15 protein-coding genes are annotated in these 16,382 nt (G+C 41.4%); 11 read left to right on the forward strand and 4 right to left on the reverse strand.

The features are described from left to right. Nucleotides 1–64: 64 nt before the first annotated feature. The gene (locus KPL72_RS03670) at nt 65–3,847 is read left to right on the forward strand and encodes a response regulator (protein ID WP_219701915.1); all 3,783 of its coding nucleotides are present in this window, start codon (nt 65–67) and stop codon (nt 3,845–3,847) included. After that, a complete protein-coding gene (locus tag KPL72_RS03675; RefSeq protein ID WP_219701916.1) occupies nt 3,847–4,773 on the forward strand; it encodes a GGDEF domain-containing response regulator in 927 nt (308 codons plus the stop codon). Before KPL72_RS03670 ends, KPL72_RS03675 begins: the two co-directional genes overlap by 1 nt. A 93-nt stretch (nt 4,774–4,866) precedes the next feature. Here KPL72_RS03675 and leuA read toward each other — a convergent pair whose 3' ends face one another. Further along, on the reverse strand, nt 4,867–6,540 hold the full coding sequence (gene leuA, locus KPL72_RS03680) for a 2-isopropylmalate synthase (RefSeq protein WP_219701917.1): 1,674 nt from the start codon (nt 6,538–6,540) through the stop codon (nt 4,867–4,869). 211 nt (nt 6,541–6,751) lie between these two features. Here leuA and KPL72_RS03685 point away from each other — a divergent pair, with 211 nt between their 5' ends. Further along, the gene (locus tag KPL72_RS03685; RefSeq protein WP_219701918.1) at nt 6,752–7,225 is read left to right on the forward strand and encodes an Lrp/AsnC family transcriptional regulator; all 474 of its coding nucleotides are present in this window, start codon (nt 6,752–6,754) and stop codon (nt 7,223–7,225) included. 97 nt (nt 7,226–7,322) lie between these two features. Then, a complete protein-coding gene (gene ribA, locus KPL72_RS03690; RefSeq protein ID WP_212918676.1) occupies nt 7,323–7,931 on the forward strand; it encodes a GTP cyclohydrolase II in 609 nt (202 codons plus the stop codon). Between the two features lie 99 nt (nt 7,932–8,030). Here ribA and KPL72_RS03695 read toward each other — a convergent pair whose 3' ends face one another. Continuing rightward, nucleotides 8,031–9,236: a DEAD/DEAH box helicase gene (locus KPL72_RS03695; protein ID WP_219701919.1), complete on the reverse strand. Its 1,206-nt coding sequence runs from the start codon at nt 9,234–9,236 to the stop codon at nt 8,031–8,033. A gap of 231 nt (nt 9,237–9,467) precedes the next feature. On the opposite strand from KPL72_RS03695, the gene KPL72_RS03700 reads away from it, so the two are divergent. Together KPL72_RS03700 and KPL72_RS03705 are read left to right on the forward strand one after the other, a co-directional pair. Then, nucleotides 9,468–10,028 (forward strand): DUF1415 domain-containing protein, encoded by a 561-nt coding sequence (locus KPL72_RS03700; RefSeq protein WP_212918678.1) that lies wholly within the window; start codon nt 9,468–9,470, stop codon nt 10,026–10,028. Nucleotides 10,029–10,105: 77 nt separating this feature from the next. After that, complete coding sequence (locus KPL72_RS03705; protein ID WP_212918679.1) at nt 10,106–10,939, forward strand: CvfB family protein; 834 nt, start codon at nt 10,106–10,108, stop codon at nt 10,937–10,939. 25 nt (nt 10,940–10,964) lie between these two features. Here the strand turns inward: KPL72_RS03705 and KPL72_RS03710 are convergent, their stop codons facing one another. After that, nucleotides 10,965–11,912, reverse strand: a complete 948-nt coding sequence (locus KPL72_RS03710) for a ketopantoate reductase family protein (protein ID WP_219701920.1) — start codon at nt 11,910–11,912, stop codon at nt 10,965–10,967. 83 nt (nt 11,913–11,995) lie between these two features. Here KPL72_RS03710 and KPL72_RS03715 point away from each other — a divergent pair, with 83 nt between their 5' ends. Continuing rightward, complete coding sequence (locus KPL72_RS03715; protein WP_212918681.1) at nt 11,996–12,481, forward strand: YajQ family cyclic di-GMP-binding protein; 486 nt, start codon at nt 11,996–11,998, stop codon at nt 12,479–12,481. A 43-nt stretch (nt 12,482–12,524) separates the two neighbouring features. Here KPL72_RS03715 and KPL72_RS03720 read toward each other — a convergent pair whose 3' ends face one another. Next, complete coding sequence (locus tag KPL72_RS03720; RefSeq protein WP_249422088.1) at nt 12,525–12,845, reverse strand: MGMT family protein; 321 nt, start codon at nt 12,843–12,845, stop codon at nt 12,525–12,527. 47 nt (nt 12,846–12,892) lie between these two features. Here KPL72_RS03720 and KPL72_RS03725 point away from each other — a divergent pair, with 47 nt between their 5' ends. From KPL72_RS03725 to KPL72_RS03740, 4 genes are all read left to right on the forward strand, one after another. Beyond that, the gene (locus KPL72_RS03725; protein WP_219701921.1) at nt 12,893–13,372 is read left to right on the forward strand and encodes an FxsA family protein; all 480 of its coding nucleotides are present in this window, start codon (nt 12,893–12,895) and stop codon (nt 13,370–13,372) included. A 130-nt stretch (nt 13,373–13,502) separates the two neighbouring features. Continuing rightward, complete coding sequence (locus tag KPL72_RS03730) at nt 13,503–13,793, forward strand: co-chaperone GroES (protein ID WP_012069737.1); 291 nt, start codon at nt 13,503–13,505, stop codon at nt 13,791–13,793. 59 nt (nt 13,794–13,852) lie between these two features. After that, nucleotides 13,853–15,496: a chaperonin GroEL gene (groL, locus tag KPL72_RS03735; protein WP_212918683.1), complete on the forward strand. Its 1,644-nt coding sequence runs from the start codon at nt 13,853–13,855 to the stop codon at nt 15,494–15,496. A 116-nt stretch (nt 15,497–15,612) separates the two neighbouring features. Continuing rightward, complete coding sequence (locus tag KPL72_RS03740) at nt 15,613–16,335, forward strand: EAL domain-containing protein (RefSeq protein WP_219701922.1); 723 nt, start codon at nt 15,613–15,615, stop codon at nt 16,333–16,335. The last annotated feature ends 47 nt before the right edge of the window (nt 16,336–16,382 follow it).

The following is a 16,382-nucleotide window of genomic DNA, read 5'->3' on the forward strand; positions in this document are numbered from 1 at the left end:
AGTAGGGTGGTGCTTAATTAGTTTTTCTGATTGCGTTTGACATGCATAAGCCAAGGGGAAGTGAATGGGTCAATTTGAGGCTGCTTTAAAAGTAGCTAGGTCTCTTTTAGGTATGTCTTGTGCTGGTTTACTTTTTAAAGATGGTCGTGTGGTTTTATCTGGTGAAGTCGATGGCCTTCATCAGATAAATTGTTCCACTAAACTATTTCGCTTTAATACTTTTGCTTCTTCCCGATATTTCGATATAAAAAGTACGCCTTCCGCTCACGTTTTATTTTCTGATTTACCAAATATTGCTAGCTGTGTTATCGAGCCTTTAGGCATTCATGATGTTCGATTGATTTCCTTAAGTGATACTCCTTGTTTACTCAATAATGAATTGCTGGAAGAGCATATTGATTCCTTGGTAGGTCTTTTTTCAACTTTAATGGCCTCATCTCCAGTGCAATTATCTTCACTGCCGCATGTAGATGGAAAACCTATATCAATTGGTGATGGTGCAACTGCACAAAAACGAACGTTGAAAACGTTAAAGAACTTGCATGAAGTGACGGCCAATTCAGATTTATCATTAGATGAAAAACTGCAAAAAATTCTACAAGTTGGCGTCGAACATTTTGCCTTACCGATTGGGCTTATCAGCTCAATTAACGGCGATATTTATCAAGTGGAATACAGCCATACTCCAAACGGAGAAGTGCTTCCAGGTGCACAGTTTGAGCTAGGAAACACCTATTGTGTTCACACTCTTGGTAGTGATTTGCCGACATCTTATTACCATACAGCGATTAGTGATATTAAAGAGCATCCTTGTTATAAGGGCTTTGGATTAGAAGCTTACATTGGCATTGTTATCTATGTCAGTGGTAAGCGTTGGGGAACACTCAATTTCTCTAGTCCAAACCCGAAGAATCAGCCTTTTGGTGATGATGATTATGAAGTAATGAAATTGCTTGCTCAGTGGGTTGGTAATGAGATGACTCTTGCCTACGATAGATCTGTACAGGCTCAATATGAGAATGATCTGCGCGAGCAAAAAATATTCTTTGAGTCGCTTTTTGAAAATGCGCCAGAGGCGATCGTGCTTGTCGGACGAAATCGTGAAATAAAAATGTTAAATCCAGCTTTCACTGAGCTGTTTGGTTATAGTCTTGATGATTTACGAGGTAAAACCACCCAAGTTTTGTATGCGGATGAAAGCGATTTTATTCGGCAAGGCCAAGCTTATAAAGATGATGTAGAAGATGTTTTAAATCGTTATCGTGTGAGCTATAAAAATAAACAGGGTAAGATTTTTCATACCGAAACGATTGGTAGCATGATTCGAAATGCTGACGGAAGCCTCGGCGGCTATATCGCCCATATTCGTGATGTGACAGAGCGTCTAGAAGTTGAGCAGAAAATGATAGATACCAATTTGCGTTTATCTATCGCAGCGGATGCTGCTGGCATAGGTGTCTGGGAATTCGATCTGCAAGAAAGTACTTTGCATTGGGATGACTGGATGTATCGACTTTATGGTTTTTCTATAGGTGAGCGAGCTCAGCCACTTCTAGTTTGGGATGATTGTGTTTATCCGGAAGATAAAGTCAGATTAAGAGATGTGTTTGCTGGATTAGAAGAAAGCGGAGCGTATTTTACCAGTAAAGAGGATGCTTCCCATATCTCTAAAGATTTAGATTTTGATTTTAGGATCATGCGAAAAGATGGGCAGGTTCGTTATTTGAAATCCAATGCTGCCATTGTATTTGATAAAAAAGGCCATGCATCACATCTTATTGGTGTGAACATGGATATTACTTCTAGAAAAGAAACAGAAGTGCTTTTACGGGAAGCGAGCGATCAAGCGGTTGCAGCCAGTAAGGCAAAAAGCAATTTTCTTGCTACCATGAGTCATGAAATCAGAACACCATTAAATGGTGTATTAGGTATGGCTGAATTACTTTCTGGTAGTAAGTTAAACGCAGAGCAAAAGGAGCAATTGCGCATACTGAAAGAGTCCGGCGAGGGGCTTTTGGGTTTAATTAATGACTTGTTGGATTTTTCCAAAATAGAGGCGGGTCATCTTTCTATCGAACGTGTTGATTTCAATTTAGAAAAAGCCATTTATGATGTTGTGCGCTTATTGCTGATGAAGGCGGAAGAAAAAGGCATCGATTTATTGGTGGAATATGATGAATCTTGTCCACGCTTTTTGGTGGGCGATGTGTTTCGTATTAAGCAAGTGTTAACTAATCTTATTAGTAATGCGATTAAGTTCACCAACTCGGGCCATGTATTGGTATCCGCAAAAGGTGCCGTTGATCAACAAGGGGTAGCCGCCATCACTCTGAGTATTGCTGATACTGGAGTGGGCATTGCAGATCATGTGCAGCCGCAATTGTTTAGTGCTTTTGTGCAAGCAGATAGTTCAACAACACGTAAGTTTGGTGGAACCGGTTTAGGTTTGGCGATTACGAAACAATTGGTTGGTTTAATGGATGGCAATATTTCTTTGTCGAGTCAATTGGGTGTCGGATCTGTTTTTACGGTGTCATTTGCACTATCAGAAAGTCATGCAATGTCTCACATCGAAACTGTGGTTGATGAAAATCTATTACTTGGTAAGAAAACCTTAGTCGTTGACGATAATGAAACCAACTTAGCTATACTTAAAAATCAGCTGAAGTCGTGCGATATCTATGCAGATACAGAGCTAAGCCCTGTGAATGCTTTACGTCTCATTAGGCAATCGATGGATAAAAATGTGCCGTATCAGCTGGTGGTTATAGATTACATGATGCCAGAGTTAGATGGTTTGATGCTTTCTACAGCGATTCGAGAAATGAGCGGCTCTTTGTATCAACCTATAGTTTTGATGACTTCTTCTGCCGGTGAGCTAACTCAAAGTGAGTTGGCTACTGCTGGCGTTAATATGTGTATTGCTAAACCCATGAATGCTTTGGCCTTGAAGAGAGGTCTGATTACGGCATTGTCTGATAATGTGCTTGGGCATCAACTTTCATACGCAGATAGCAGTGATGATGACGAAGTATCAGATGTTAGTGATAATGGCAATAAGAGGGGGCTCATCTTAGTTGTTGAAGATATGAAAGCCAATATGGCAGTAGCGCAGGGAATTTTAACGAGAATGGGTTTTGATGTTATTGGTGCTGAAAACGGCTCGATTGGCGTAGAAATGTGGGGTGCCCATCAGCCAGACCTTATTTTTATGGATTTACACATGCCAGTAATGGATGGATTATCGGCTATGCGTCGTATTAGGCAAGCCGAAAAATACAGTCAACATAAACGCGTGCCTATTATTGCATTAACGGCTGATCTCATGACTGAAACATTATCGGAAGTGCTGCGTGCTGGTGGTGATGGTTTAGTGCCAAAGCCTTTTAAGCAAAAGGAGATTATTAATATGTTGGATGAGTGGTTGCCTCATAGTCATCAATCAAAAGATGATACTCTGGAGAAAACTGTGCAAGCGGCTGATTCTATTTTTGATGTGAAGTCGGATATTGTAATTGATGAATCTGTTTTGAATGAATTAAAAGTTTTGTTGGGAAGTGATTTTACCTTGTTGATTGATGCCTTTTTTGATGACGCAAAAAGCATCATGACATCATTTGACAAGATGTTGAGTGAAGAGGGTGATATCGATTGCGCAGCGGTTTCTCGTCTTGCTCATAGCTTGAAATCTGTCAGCCAAAATGTAGGTGCAATGACGATGTCAGCAATGGCTGCGCAGCTAGAACAAGAAAGTCGTCAGGGGGGTGTGCCTGAACTGAATACTAAATTGCGAGAAGTACTAGCAATGTATCAAAATGTGAAGACTAAACTACAGGATATGCTCTAATGCCAATGAAAGTGTTAGTAGTAGATGATACAAACACGGACCGTTTGTTACTGAAGCTTCACTTGTCAAAGTTAGGCTATCGAACAATAGAAGCCAGTAATGGTCAGGAAGCGATAGATCAATTTTTGGAACATTCACAGGATTTGGATCTTATTTTAATGGATGTTCAAATGCCTTATATGAATGGTTTCGATGCGGTTAGGTCGATTCGTAAAATACAAGAGCAACAACATCAAGAGTGGTTGCCAGTCATATTTCTCAGTGCTAGTGCTGAAGATGATGATATAGAAGGAGCTATTTTAGCTGGTGGCGATGATTATCTTATGAAGCCAATTAGCCAAAAAGTTCTGTCGGCTAAAATGTTGGCTATGCAACGCATTGCCGATATGCGGCGTCGTCTTGTGGATTCAAACCTTGCTCTTGAGCATTTAGCATCAACTGATCACTTAACAGATGTTGCCAATCGTCGTTTTTTTGAACTTATGTTAGATCGAGAAATGTCTTTCACTCGTCGTTATGGCGTTCCTATGGCATTTGCCATGTTTGATCTTGATAAATTTAAAGTCGTCAATGATACCTATGGGCATGATGCTGGGGATGCTGTTTTGGTTGAAGTGTCAAAACGAATCAAAATAGCCCTAAGAGACAGTGATATTATTGGCCGTTTGGGAGGTGAAGAGTTCGGTATTATTCTACATAATGTTAAAGAAGAAGATGTTTTCAAAGTATTTGATCGCTATCGTAGCATTGTTGCCGAGCTTCCAGTTGTGCATGAAGGTATTGAAATCCCTATTACAGCCAGTATTGGTGTAGCTATGTATACAGGTGAGTTAGAAGATAAAACTGTATTATTAAAGCGTGCAGACGAATGCTTGTATGAGGCAAAAGATACTGGCAGAAATAAGGTGGTTTACCACCCTCAATAGAGTTTTATAAAATCAGAAACGAACACATTAAAAAGCCGAAAATCGATTGGATTTTCGGCTTTTTATTGCCTTCAATTTACTAAAGGTAATTCATTACGCAACAGCAGAGTCTTTGTTTTCAGTGATTTTCTGATTCACTGTGGCCAATAGTGCTTGGATTGACGCAGATACAATGTCGTTGTCGATGGCGACGCCATTGTAACGGTCACCGTCTATGTTGGCTTGAACATAGGCAATGGCTTGTGAGTCGCTACCTACCGTCAAAGCGTGCTCTTGATACTGGATGATATCGACACGCATATTGAAGTGCTTGCCTAATGCTTCACTGAAAGCAGACAACGCGCCGTTGCCGTTACCTGTAATCTTAATGCTAGAGTTGTTGCAGATAAGTTCGGCATGAACAGTATCAACATCGTCTTTTGCAAGATCGTATTTGCCCAATTTGTATGGTGTCGTGCCTGTCATGAAGCTATTTTCAAACAAGTTCTTCATAGACTCAGCATCCACAACGCCGCCGTCTTTTTCAGCAAACTGCTGAACGATTGGACTGAATTCTACTTGCAACCAACGTGGCAAAGCCAAACCGTATTCTTGCTCAAGTGTATAAGCGACGCCGCCTTTACCTGATTGGCTGTTTACACGAATGACTTCTTGGTAACTACGGCCGACATCGCGAGGGTCAATCGGCAAGTACGCCACATCCCAAGGTTTGTCGTCGGTTTGGTTAGCCAAACATTTCTTAATCGCATCTTGATGAGAGCCAGAGAAGGCGGTGAACACCAATTCGCCTGCGTATGGGTGACGCGGGTGAACTTGTAATAAGGTGCAAGCTTGAACCACACTTATGATGCGGTCCATATCGCCCAACGCCAACTCTGGATCAATACCTTGGCTGTATATGTTCATCGCCATAGTAACGATGTCCATGTTGCCTGTACGCTCGCCGTTACCTAGCAATGTGCCTTCGATACGGTCTGCGCCAGCCATAACGCCTAATTCTGCTGCCGCTACACCACAGCCGCGGTCGTTGTGGGTGTGCAAGCTGACAATCATGCTGTCGCGCTGCTTAACATTGCGGCAGAAGTATTCAATTTGGTCTGCATAACGGTTAGGAGTGGATACTTCTACCGTTGCAGGCAAATTGATAATGATTTTGTTGTCTGGTGTTGGTTGCCAAACATCGGCAACCGCATTAACGACTTCAATGGCGTAGTCGATTTCAGTGCCAGTAAAACTTTCTGGTGAATACTGGAACACCCATTCTGTTTCAGGGTGTTTTGCGGCGTGTTCTTTTACGCATTTAGCGCCATTAACTGCGATTTGTTTGATGCCTTCCATGTCCATGCGGAATACTTGCTCACGTTGTGTTGTAGACGTTGAGTTGTAAACATGAACGATGGCTTTTTTGGCACCTTTTAGTGATTCATAAGTACGCTCAATTAATTCTGGGCGCGCTTGAGTCAATACTTGAATGTAAACATCGTCTGGTACTTGGTCTTCTTCAATCAACCAGCGAACAAAGTCAAAATCCAATTGAGAAGCGGCAGGGAAGCCGACTTCGATTTCTTTGAATCCAACATCTACTAATAGAGCAAAAAACTGTTTCTTTTGTTCCACTGTCATTGGTTCTACCAATGCTTGGTTGCCATCACGCAGGTCGACACTAGACCAGATAGGCGCTTTAGTGATTGCTTTATCAGGCCATGTGCGGTTTGTAATAGCGACTGGCTTGAATGGCGTGTACTTTGTATGGTCAAAAGACGACATGATCTTGTCCTTATTAATAGGAGGTCGGTAAACCTCGTTGTTATTAGTGCGTCTTGAGTAGGCGCTTTTTTCTTGGTGTTTCTTTATTTTTCAATTTGTATAGTGTACCCAAAAAATATGAGTAAAAGATTGCGTTTTTTATGAAAAAATCAATTTCTATGGCATTATATTGCGTATTAAATACTAAAATTAGTAATTTGGGGTTGCTGTTATGGGGTTTGATAAAATCGATTTAAATATTTTGCGCGAGTTACAGCAAGATTCTAGCTTAACAAATCAAGAATTGGCGGATCGAGTTGGATTATCGGCATCACCTTGCTTGCGTCGAGTGAAAGTGCTGGAAGAAAATGGTGTTATAGATCGTAAAGTAACCATCTTAAAAAAGTCGAGCTTGGGTTTAAAATTGACCGCATTTTTGCAAATCAGTATGGATAGGCACACTCCAGATCGCTTTAGTGTTTTTGAAGATCAGGTAGATGTTTTTCCTGAGGTAAGGAATTGCAATCTGGTGACTGGCCAAAACTGCGATTACTTATTGGAAGTCGTAGTAGAAGACATGGAAAAGTACCATGATTTCTTATTAGGTAAGTTAACGCGAATCCCTGGTGTCACTGGTGTTCAGTCGAGCTTTTTGTTGCGCAGTGTGAAAGAGAGCACGTCTTTACCCCTAGATCATTTGATTTAGAAGTTATTTCCTTATTTCGCATTGATATTTTAGCTTTTGACCAAATTAATGGGCGTTATACTTGTTACAGTAAAAAAGTCCCTAGTAGAGAAGTAGTATGAGTGATTTGACAATTAAGCGTCGAGTGATGATTCCCGTGAGGGCGGGCGACGTGATGGCAGAATTTATTTCCTTCAATGGAGATGATTCTGGCAAAGAGCATATAGGGATATTTTTCGAAGGTACAAAAGCAAAAGCTGACAACAGCATTCCATTAGTTCGTTTGCATTCAGAGTGTTTGACCGGTGATGTTTTTGGTTCTGGCCGTTGTGATTGTGGTGAGCAGCTTGATGAAGCGATTGATCGTATCAATGAAGAGGGTGGTTATATTCTTTATTTACGTCAAGAGGGTCGTGGTATCGGTTTGTACGCCAAGCTAGAAGCTTATGCTTTGCAAGACCAAGGTTATGACACTTATCAAGCTAATGAAATGTTGCATTTACCAGATGATGGTCGTGATTTTGGTATTGCAGCTGATATGCTGCAAGCGCTTGGAGTTTCCAAGGTGCGCTTGTTAACCAATAATCCTGATAAAGCGCAGCAGCTAATAGAGCATGGTATTGATGTTGCTGAATTGGTTCCGACCAAGGTGCATGTGAATCAACATAATCGTTCCTATTTAGAAACTAAGGCTAAGCGCAAGTTGCATACGTTGAAGTTTGACTGAGAGCAGTGCGGTAGTTTTGCGTTTAGATAAGTAGCGAAATAGAAACAACAAAGGCGCTGGTGAAGCGCCTTTGTTGTTTCTATAAGTGCTGAACTAGCCTTATTTTTTACTAGGGGCTGGTTTTTTCTTTTTCTTCTTGTTGCTTGGTGAGCGAGCTTTTGTTTTTGCTTCAAGTCCCTCAATGCGGCCAAATTTAATGTTGGCTTGCATAAAGCGTTGAATCTTTTCAATCATTGGCAAGTCGTTGATATCAATCAACGAAATACAATCGCCCGGTGCGCCTTCACGTGAAGCACGTCCAGCACGGTGGATGTAAGAGTCAGCTTTACGTGGAAGGCGAAGGTTGATTACCGTATTGATTTCAGGAAGGTCTATTCCGCGTGATGCAACGTCAGTTGCAACTAATACTTGCAAGCGTCCGCGCTTCATTTGTTTCATGTGTTCGCTGCGGTCGCCTTGTTTCATTTCGCCATGCAAACCGTCACACATCAAACCCATTTTACGGATGCGTTGAACCCATATGTCAACATGCTCGCGGTTGGAAACAAATAATACCGCTTGCTGAACGCGCTCTTGTGTTAACAGGTGTTTCAGTACGGCTTCTTTATGTTCTTCGCCATCTACGCGGTAGGCGATTTGTCGAATTTGGCTCGGTACTGTGCGGGATGATTCACCTAGGCGAATTTGTTGTGTCTCGCTGTTTAGTAGGGCGCTGGCAAAACGTCCCATTTTTTCGCCTTCTAGAGTTGCAGAGAACATCAAGGTTTGGTGTTCTTTTGGTAGTTCTTTAGCGATGTGGTTAATGGCGCTAACAAAGCCCATGTCTAACATGCGGTCAGCTTCGTCGATCACAAAATAAGACACATCGGTTAGATCAAGCCATTGTTTCTCGTCTAATTCAACTAATCGACCCGGTGTCGCAACCAGAATGTCACATGGCTCACTCAGTTGCTGCTGCTGCATACCATAAGGTGTGCCGCCAATAATGAGGTGAGATTGAATACGAGTGTGTTGTGTTAGTTGCTCTACTACATTAAAAATTTGACGTGCTAGCTCGCGGCTTGGTGCCAAAATCAATACTTTTGGTGCGGTGGTGGATTGCTCATCACGGTCAAGAATATGCTGAATAGCTGGCGCACAGAAGGCGATGGTTTTGCCCGTGCCAGTCGGGGCAGTTGCAAGTAGGTCAGAACCCTCTAAGGCGATTGGTATAGCTTGTTCTTGGATTTCTGTCGGGGTTTCAAAGCCAAGATCACTAATGGCTTGTTCTATGGTGAAATCCAAATCTAATTCAGCAAATGACATGTAAACTCTCTGTAGCGGGATAAGTGGTACGACCAACTATGATTGTCATAAATTAACTATGAAAATCATAATGAATTTGGGCGTATGACCACTATAATGGACTGTATTAATAGTCATGATACCTTGTTTTCTGAGGATTCGAAATCTAAACCTCTGATGATGGCTTGATAAGTTAGACCCTTTGTACGCTTTGCTCTAAAATACCAACAAATATTTATAAGAAGACACGTTATGCTGCTATCAGATGAATTGGTCACTACCCAAACAATGGCATGGGTAAAAGAGTTTATTGTGGCGTTAAATGTTTGCCCTTTTGCTAAACGGGAAGTGGAGCGGGATAGCGTACGTTGTATGGTATTGCGATCAAAGAAAATGGATGTAGCGCTAGAAGAGTTAATAGCGGAAGTTCAATGGCTGGATGAGCATCCAGAGACAGAAACGACGCTGCTGATTTTTCCGACCTTATTTAAGGATTTTCATCGTTACTTAGACTTTGTTGAAACGGCTGAAAACCTTATGTTCGATCAAGGTTGTGAAGGGGTTTATCAATTGGCAACTTTTCACCCTGATTATTGTTTTTCAGGCGCAGAGCCAGATGATGTATCCAATTATACCAACCGTTCGCCTTATCCAATGTTGCATCTTTTAAGAGAGGCTAGTGTTGATAAAGCGATTGAGTTCTATGGCGATACGACTGAGATACCGAATCAAAATATTGAGAAAATGGAAGGGCTTGGGAGATCCAAGTTAGAGGCTATATTTACTGGTTGTATGAAAGCGGATAACGATTAAATTAAGATTTCAAAATATCTATATGCGCAGACATGTGAAGTGCGTATAGTTCGAAAAAATTGCTTGCCGGAGAACTCATGGCTACACAAATCGGGCGCTTAAATACATTAAGAGTCGTTAAAGAGAAAGATTTTGGTGTGTATTTAGACGCCGACCAATTAGGCGAAATTTTGCTTCCTAAGCGTTACGTACCAAAAGGTGTGACGGTGGATGATGAAGTCGAAGTTTTCGTTTATTTGGATTCAGATGATAAGTTGATTTCAACTACTGAATTCCCTAAAGCTCAAGTTGGGGAATTTGCTGCATTAACGGCAATAGCAGTAAACCAAGTTGGAGCGTTTTTTGATTGGGGGTTACCTAAAGATTTATTGGTGCCTTTTAGTCAGCAGAAAAACCGTGTAGAAGAAGGTGAAACACATTTGCTTTTCATCTACCTAGATCAAACGACAAATCGTATTGTCGCGACTACCAAAGTGGATGCTTTGTTGAACCGCGAAGAAGCGCCGTATCGCGTAGGTGATAAGGTCTCTATCATTATTGGCGATAAAACCAATATTGGCTTTAAGTGTGTTATCGATAATCGCTTTTGGGGTGTTTTGTTTTTTGAAGATGCGTTTAGGCAGCTTCGTAAAGGCGAAAAGACGGTTGGTTTTATAAAGCAGATGCGTGAAGACGGCAAGATCGATTTGAGCTTGCAAGAAGTCGGTTACAAGAAAGTACGCAATATCTTGGATGATATTCTGGATTACTTAGATGCTCATGGTGGTGAATCTCCATTGACCGACAAGGCGTCACCAGAGGCCATTTATGCCGTGTTTAAAGTAAGTAAAGCAACCTATAAAAAAGCATTAGGTGCGCTTTATAAAGAGAAGAAAATTCTTCTTACCAAAGAGAAAATTTCTAAAATCTAGCTTGCATTGATCAATAAAAAAGCTGCTAAGGAAGACTTAGCAGCTTTTTTTTGACCTCTTCACGCTGTTCTGCACAAGCAACACCATCGAAAAGCAAACGCTGTACTGGTAGTTCAATAGGGCTGTTGTTAAGTAAAAAACCTGATATAAAGCTGTTTTCGGTTTGGCGCTGTAATCGAATATCTTCATGCATTGAAGATCGATTTAAGCGAGTAAGTTGAGCAATAGTGTGCACCCGGTTTTTGAGATTTTCTTGGGTGAGGTGTTGGCTTTGTTGTGAATAACTAAATTTCGGATGAGTAAAGACGTTTGATAATTCAGACAGAGTTGCATCGATTAGCGGCTTAAATTCATCATTGAGAATATCGCCATTATGAATGTTGAAAATTGCAGTGATTGGATTGATTACTGCGTTAACGGCGAGTTTTTCGATCATTCTTTGGTGAATGTTAGCAACTGTTAGGCTCTCAATTGGAAAGGTCTTTGCTGGTGTCGTTTGTCGCCATTCACCAAAGTAGCTGTCACCTAAACCTGTGTGTTTGATATGGTTCGCTTCAATTTTTAAAACGCCTTCACTGGTTGTTCCGGCCCATAGGGTTTGTGTGTCTAATAAAATGCTTTGAAGTTCTTCTTGTGCACCTATGCCATTGCATAGGCAAGCGACGTCCGCATCGTCACTAACATGAGCTGCTACTTGGGCAAATGCATTTTTAAGATCGAAAGACTTGGTGCAAATTAGTATCTTGTCATATTGTTCGGTAAGCTCCTCTGCTTTGAAGCTTTTGATCTTATGTTTAGAAATAGAAACTTGTTGTTGACCGTCTTCATCGGTTAATGATTCTAGGGTGATTTTTTTTCCCGGACTCTCCGATCGATACACTAGATGGACTTTATTGCCGAGTTTTTCTAGCTTACAGGCCCAAAAAAGACCGATAGCGCCAGCGCCGATGACTAACCAAGGCGTATTCTTCATAATAGGTTTCCATTAGGTGTTTTATTTCAATCCCTGTTATTATCGCCCCAAAATACATTATTGGAAATGCAAAGGAGCAGAAAATGCCATCATTTGACGTAGTATCTGAGTTAGATTGGCACGAAGTCACTAACGCAGTCGATCAGGCAAACAGAGAGATTACAACGCGTTATGACTTTAAAGGCGTAAAAGCGCACTACGAAATTAAAGACAAAAAAAGCGTCGTCATGGAGGCTGAGGCAGAACCTCAACTTCGCCAGATGTCTGATATTTTAAATCAAAAATTGGTTAGCCGTGGCATTGATTTAAAAAGTTTAGAAAAAGAAGATGTGATTAAGGGGAATATGCGCGCCTCCCAAGCGGTTAAGATGAAAGAAGGTCTTGAAACAGACGAAGCAAAAAAAATCGTTAAAATGATCAAAGATAGCAAAGCGAAAGTTCAAGCGCAGATCCAAGGTGACCAGCTTCGCGTTACTGGTAAAAAACGAGATGATCTTCAACAAGTGATGGCGTTGCTGCGTGGTGCTGAGTTGGCTCAGCCAGTTCAATTTACCAATTTTAGAGATTAAATTTATTTTAAGAGTCGCTGCCTATTGTTAGGTGGCGGCCCCTTCACTTTTTTATTGGCTTCTCATTTATGGTTAATTTGTTACCCACAATGACCCAACCTTCTTTTTCTAACTTTTCTTTTTGTCTTAAATAGCCGTCCGTGTTTTCGCCAAAGCTAATGCGACGTTGAGCATTCACGACTCTATACCATGGCAGTTTGGTGTCTTTAGGTAGATTTTTCATTAAACTGCCAACTTGTCTTGCATAACCTGGAAAACCCGCTAGTTTTGCAAGTTCTCCGTAAGCAATGCATTCGCCCTTAGGGATTTCACTTAAAATATGAAACACCTGAGATTTAAATCTATCTATCGGTTGATTCGTCATTTTTTGCCCTTAGATAAATAGCTACATTTAAAATAAAGAAGGTAAATATGAGATTTGCACTTTTGCTTTTCATACTCATTCCCGTTATTGAGCTATCCGTATTAATAAAAGTTGGTAGTCAAATTGGTGCATTAGCAACAGTTGGTTTGGTATTCCTGACAGCTATTTTAGGCGTGACCTTAATTCGTAAGCAAGGCTTAGAAACATCTCTTAAAGCGCAAGAGAAAATGCGCCGCGGCGAGTTGCCAGCCTCTGAAGTTGCAGAAGGGGTTATGCTGATTTTTGCAGGCTTGTGCTTATTAATGCCAGGTTTTGTGACAGATATTATTGGTGGTTTATTATTAATTCCACCATTGCGCAAATTATTTGCGGCAGGTCTATTGGTGAATTTCGTTGCATCCATGGTTAAAAAAGGATCTAAATGGGCTCCGAATGGATCTTATGGTGCTCAACCTCAAGGCGAAACCATTGACGGCGAGTACTCGAAAGAACCTAAAGATGACAATGACTTAATAGATAAAAAATAATTTAATTTAAGGGTTGAAATCGGTATGTATAGCCGTATATAGAACCTTGTTAAAGATTCCTACTATGTATGCAGTAGGGTTATCCAGCCAGGGGAGTCCTGGTATCGTTTTTAATTGGAGAGATTGATCAATGAATATTCGTCCTTTGCACGATCGTGTCGTTGTTCGACGTAAAGAAGAAGAAACAACAACTGCATCTGGTATCGTCCTGCCCGGATCTGCTAAAGAAAAGCCTACTCAAGGCGAGGTTTTGGCTGTTGGCACTGGCCGTATTCAATCAAATGGCGATGTGCAAGCTTTAGCCGTTAAAGTTGGTGATACTGTGTTGTTTGGCCAATACTCCGGCCAAACCGTTAAAATCGAAGGTGATGAGCTACTTATCATGAAGGAAGACGAAATTTACGGCATTGTTGAAGCCTAAATTTCCTCCTGTAGCTCTATTACGATTCATAGCATTTACAACAGTTAAGGTATAAGAAAATGGCAGCTAAAGAAGTTAAATTTGGAGATAGCGCTCGTCAGCAAATGCTGAAAGGTGTGAACGTTCTTGCAGATGCAGTTAAAGTAACATTGGGACCAAAAGGTCGTAACGTTATTATTGAGAAATCTTTTGGCGCACCGCTTGTTACTAAAGATGGTGTGACAGTAGCGAAAGAAATCGAGCTTGAAAACAAGTTCGAAAACATGGGCGCGCAAATGGTGAAAGAAGTTGCTTCTCAAGCCAATGATGTTGCCGGTGATGGCACAACAACAGCGACTGTACTTGCGCAAGCAATTGTGGCTGAAGGCCTTAAAGCCGTTGCAGCGGGTCGTAACCCAATGGATCTTAAGCGTGGTATTGATCAAGCCGCTGCTGCGGTAGTAAAAGAGATCGCTGCGCAATCTACGCCTTGTACTGATACTCGCGCTATTGAGCAAGTTGGTACTATCTCTGCTAACTCTGATTCTTCTGTTGGTAGAATCATTGCAGAAGCGATGGAGCGTGTTGGTAAAGAAGGTGTTATCACAGTAGAAGAAGGTTCAGGCTTTGAAGATGAGCTAGCTGTGGTTGAGGGTATGCAATTTGATCGTGGCTACCTATCTCCTTACTTCATCAACAATCAAGAGACTATGAGTGCGGAGCTTGAAAACCCATTCATCCTTCTTGTTGACAAGAAAATTTCTAATATCCGTGATTTGCTACCAGTATTGGAAGGCGTTGCCAAAGCGTCTCGCCCTTTATTGATTATTGCTGAAGACGTTGAAGGCGAAGCCCTAGCGACTTTGGTTGTGAACACTATGCGCGGCATTGTAAAAGTAGCTGCTGCTAAAGCACCTGGTTTTGGTGATCGCCGCAAAGCAATGCTTGAAGATATTGCCGTTCTTTCTGGCGCTACCGTTATTTCTGAAGAAGTCGGCTTGAGTCTAGAAACGGCTACTCTTGAGCAGCTAGGTACGGCAAAGCGCGTTACTTTGACAAAAGAAAGTACAACGATTGTAGATGGTGCTGGTAATGCAGCAAACATCACCAGCCGTGTTGAGCAAATTCGTGCTGAGATTGCTAACTCTTCTTCTGACTACGATAAAGAAAAACTTCAAGAGCGCGTTGCTAAATTGGCTGGTGGGGTTGCTGTCATCAAAATTGGCGCGGCAACTGAATTGGCAATGAAAGAGAAGAAAGCACGTGTAGATGATGCTCTTCATGCAACCCGTGCTGCGGTTGAAGAGGGTGTTGTTGCTGGTGGCGGTGTTGCACTTGTTCGCGCTCTTACTAAAATCGTTGACCTAAAAGGCGACAACGAAGATCAAAGTGTTGGTATTACTCTTGCGCTACGTGCGATGGAAGCACCAATGCGTCAAATCGTAATCAACGCAGGCGCTGAAGCTTCTGTTGTTGTTGATAAAGTGAAAAAAGGTGAAGGTAACTTCGGTTACAATGCTGCCACTGGTGAATACGGCGATATGTTGGAAATGGGTATCCTAGATCCAGCAAAAGTAACTCGCTCTGCACTTCAAGCGGCAGCATCTGTAGCAGGTCTTATGATCACTACTGAAGCAATGATTGCTGATTTGCCAAAAGACGACGCTGGTATGCCTGATATGGGTGGTATGGGCGGAATGGGTGGTATGGGCGGGATGATGTGATCCTTCTCTAACTCATTGATAATAAAGAAAACCTCGCTATTTGGCGGGGTTTTTTTTTAAATTAATTTTCATGCTAATGAGTGTTATTCTTGGTCTTTGTATTAGGGTTTTTCTAAATGGATGTGTTGTCACAAAAGGTGTTGTTGGAGTTGGTTGAATCTAAACGATTTGGGGTTGAGTATCAGCCCATTGTGGAACTGAAAACGGGCGATGTGTTCGCGTATGAGGCTCTTTCAAGATTTAGGTCTGTGGCTGGTGAATTAATAAGGCCCGATTATGTGTATGCTGCGCTACACGACAATCCATTGCTATTATTTCAGGTTGAGCTCGCTCAAAAAAAGATACAGTTGGAGCATCTATCCAATTCAGAAAATGTTTTTGTTAATTTAGATCAAGATGCTTTTTATGCCTGCGGACAGGATTCAGAAGATAACCCTTTTGTTGATCTGATACAGTCAGCGGGGCGAGGTCGAGTGGTAGTTGAATTAATAGAAAACTCTGAAATGAGTGATGCTCTAATGAGTTTATCTATGATTGAGTTGTTTAATGGGTTGGGTATTCGTACTGCATTGGATGATTTGTGTAATCCAAAATCTATGCTATCTGTTGCGGTGTTGCAGCTAGTGGAGTGGGTAAAGTTGGATAAATGTGTGCTAGAGCAGAGATTAGATGCTAATTTTATGGTGTTTGTATCAAAGATCATAGAATTTGCTCATGCTACAGGTAAGCAAGTTATTCTTGAGGGAGTGGAAGTGCAGGATGACTTAGCTTTTGCTCGAAAGATAGGTGTGGATTTTGTGCAAGGGTTTTATTTTCGAGATGGTTTCTTAAGTCATTAGGGGGAAAAAATGTATTGCTTTTGCGTTTTTTATCTTTCTCTTGCGTT

It is taken from the genome of Marinomonas lutimaris, from assembly GCF_019426345.1.
Lineage (GTDB): Bacteria > Pseudomonadota > Gammaproteobacteria > Pseudomonadales > Marinomonadaceae > Marinomonas > Marinomonas lutimaris.

Coding starts and splice junctions, on each gene's coding strand:
- KPL72_RS03705 (WP_212918679.1), top strand. CDS start 10,106: ATGGCTACACAAATCGGGCGCTTAAATACATTAAGAGTCGTTAAAGAG.
- KPL72_RS03700 (WP_212918678.1), top strand. CDS start 9,468: ATGCTGCTATCAGATGAATTGGTCACTACCCAAACAATGGCATGGGTA.
- KPL72_RS03710 (WP_219701920.1), bottom strand. CDS start 11,912: ATGAAGAATACGCCTTGGTTAGTCATCGGCGCTGGCGCTATCGGTCTT.
- KPL72_RS03675 (WP_219701916.1), top strand. CDS start 3,847: ATGCCAATGAAAGTGTTAGTAGTAGATGATACAAACACGGACCGTTTG.
- ribA (WP_212918676.1), top strand. CDS start 7,323: ATGAGTGATTTGACAATTAAGCGTCGAGTGATGATTCCCGTGAGGGCG.
- KPL72_RS03725 (WP_219701921.1), top strand. CDS start 12,893: ATGAGATTTGCACTTTTGCTTTTCATACTCATTCCCGTTATTGAGCTA.
- leuA (WP_219701917.1), bottom strand. CDS start 6,540: ATGTCGTCTTTTGACCATACAAAGTACACGCCATTCAAGCCAGTCGCT.
- KPL72_RS03730 (WP_012069737.1), top strand. CDS start 13,503: ATGAATATTCGTCCTTTGCACGATCGTGTCGTTGTTCGACGTAAAGAA.
- KPL72_RS03685 (WP_219701918.1), top strand. CDS start 6,752: ATGGGGTTTGATAAAATCGATTTAAATATTTTGCGCGAGTTACAGCAA.
- groL (WP_212918683.1), top strand. CDS start 13,853: ATGGCAGCTAAAGAAGTTAAATTTGGAGATAGCGCTCGTCAGCAAATG.
- KPL72_RS03670 (WP_219701915.1), top strand. CDS start 65: ATGGGTCAATTTGAGGCTGCTTTAAAAGTAGCTAGGTCTCTTTTAGGT.
- KPL72_RS03720 (WP_249422088.1), bottom strand. CDS start 12,845: ATGACGAATCAACCGATAGATAGATTTAAATCTCAGGTGTTTCATATT.
- KPL72_RS03715 (WP_212918681.1), top strand. CDS start 11,996: ATGCCATCATTTGACGTAGTATCTGAGTTAGATTGGCACGAAGTCACT.
- KPL72_RS03695 (WP_219701919.1), bottom strand. CDS start 9,236: ATGTCATTTGCTGAATTAGATTTGGATTTCACCATAGAACAAGCCATT.
- KPL72_RS03740 (WP_219701922.1), top strand. CDS start 15,613: ATGGATGTGTTGTCACAAAAGGTGTTGTTGGAGTTGGTTGAATCTAAA.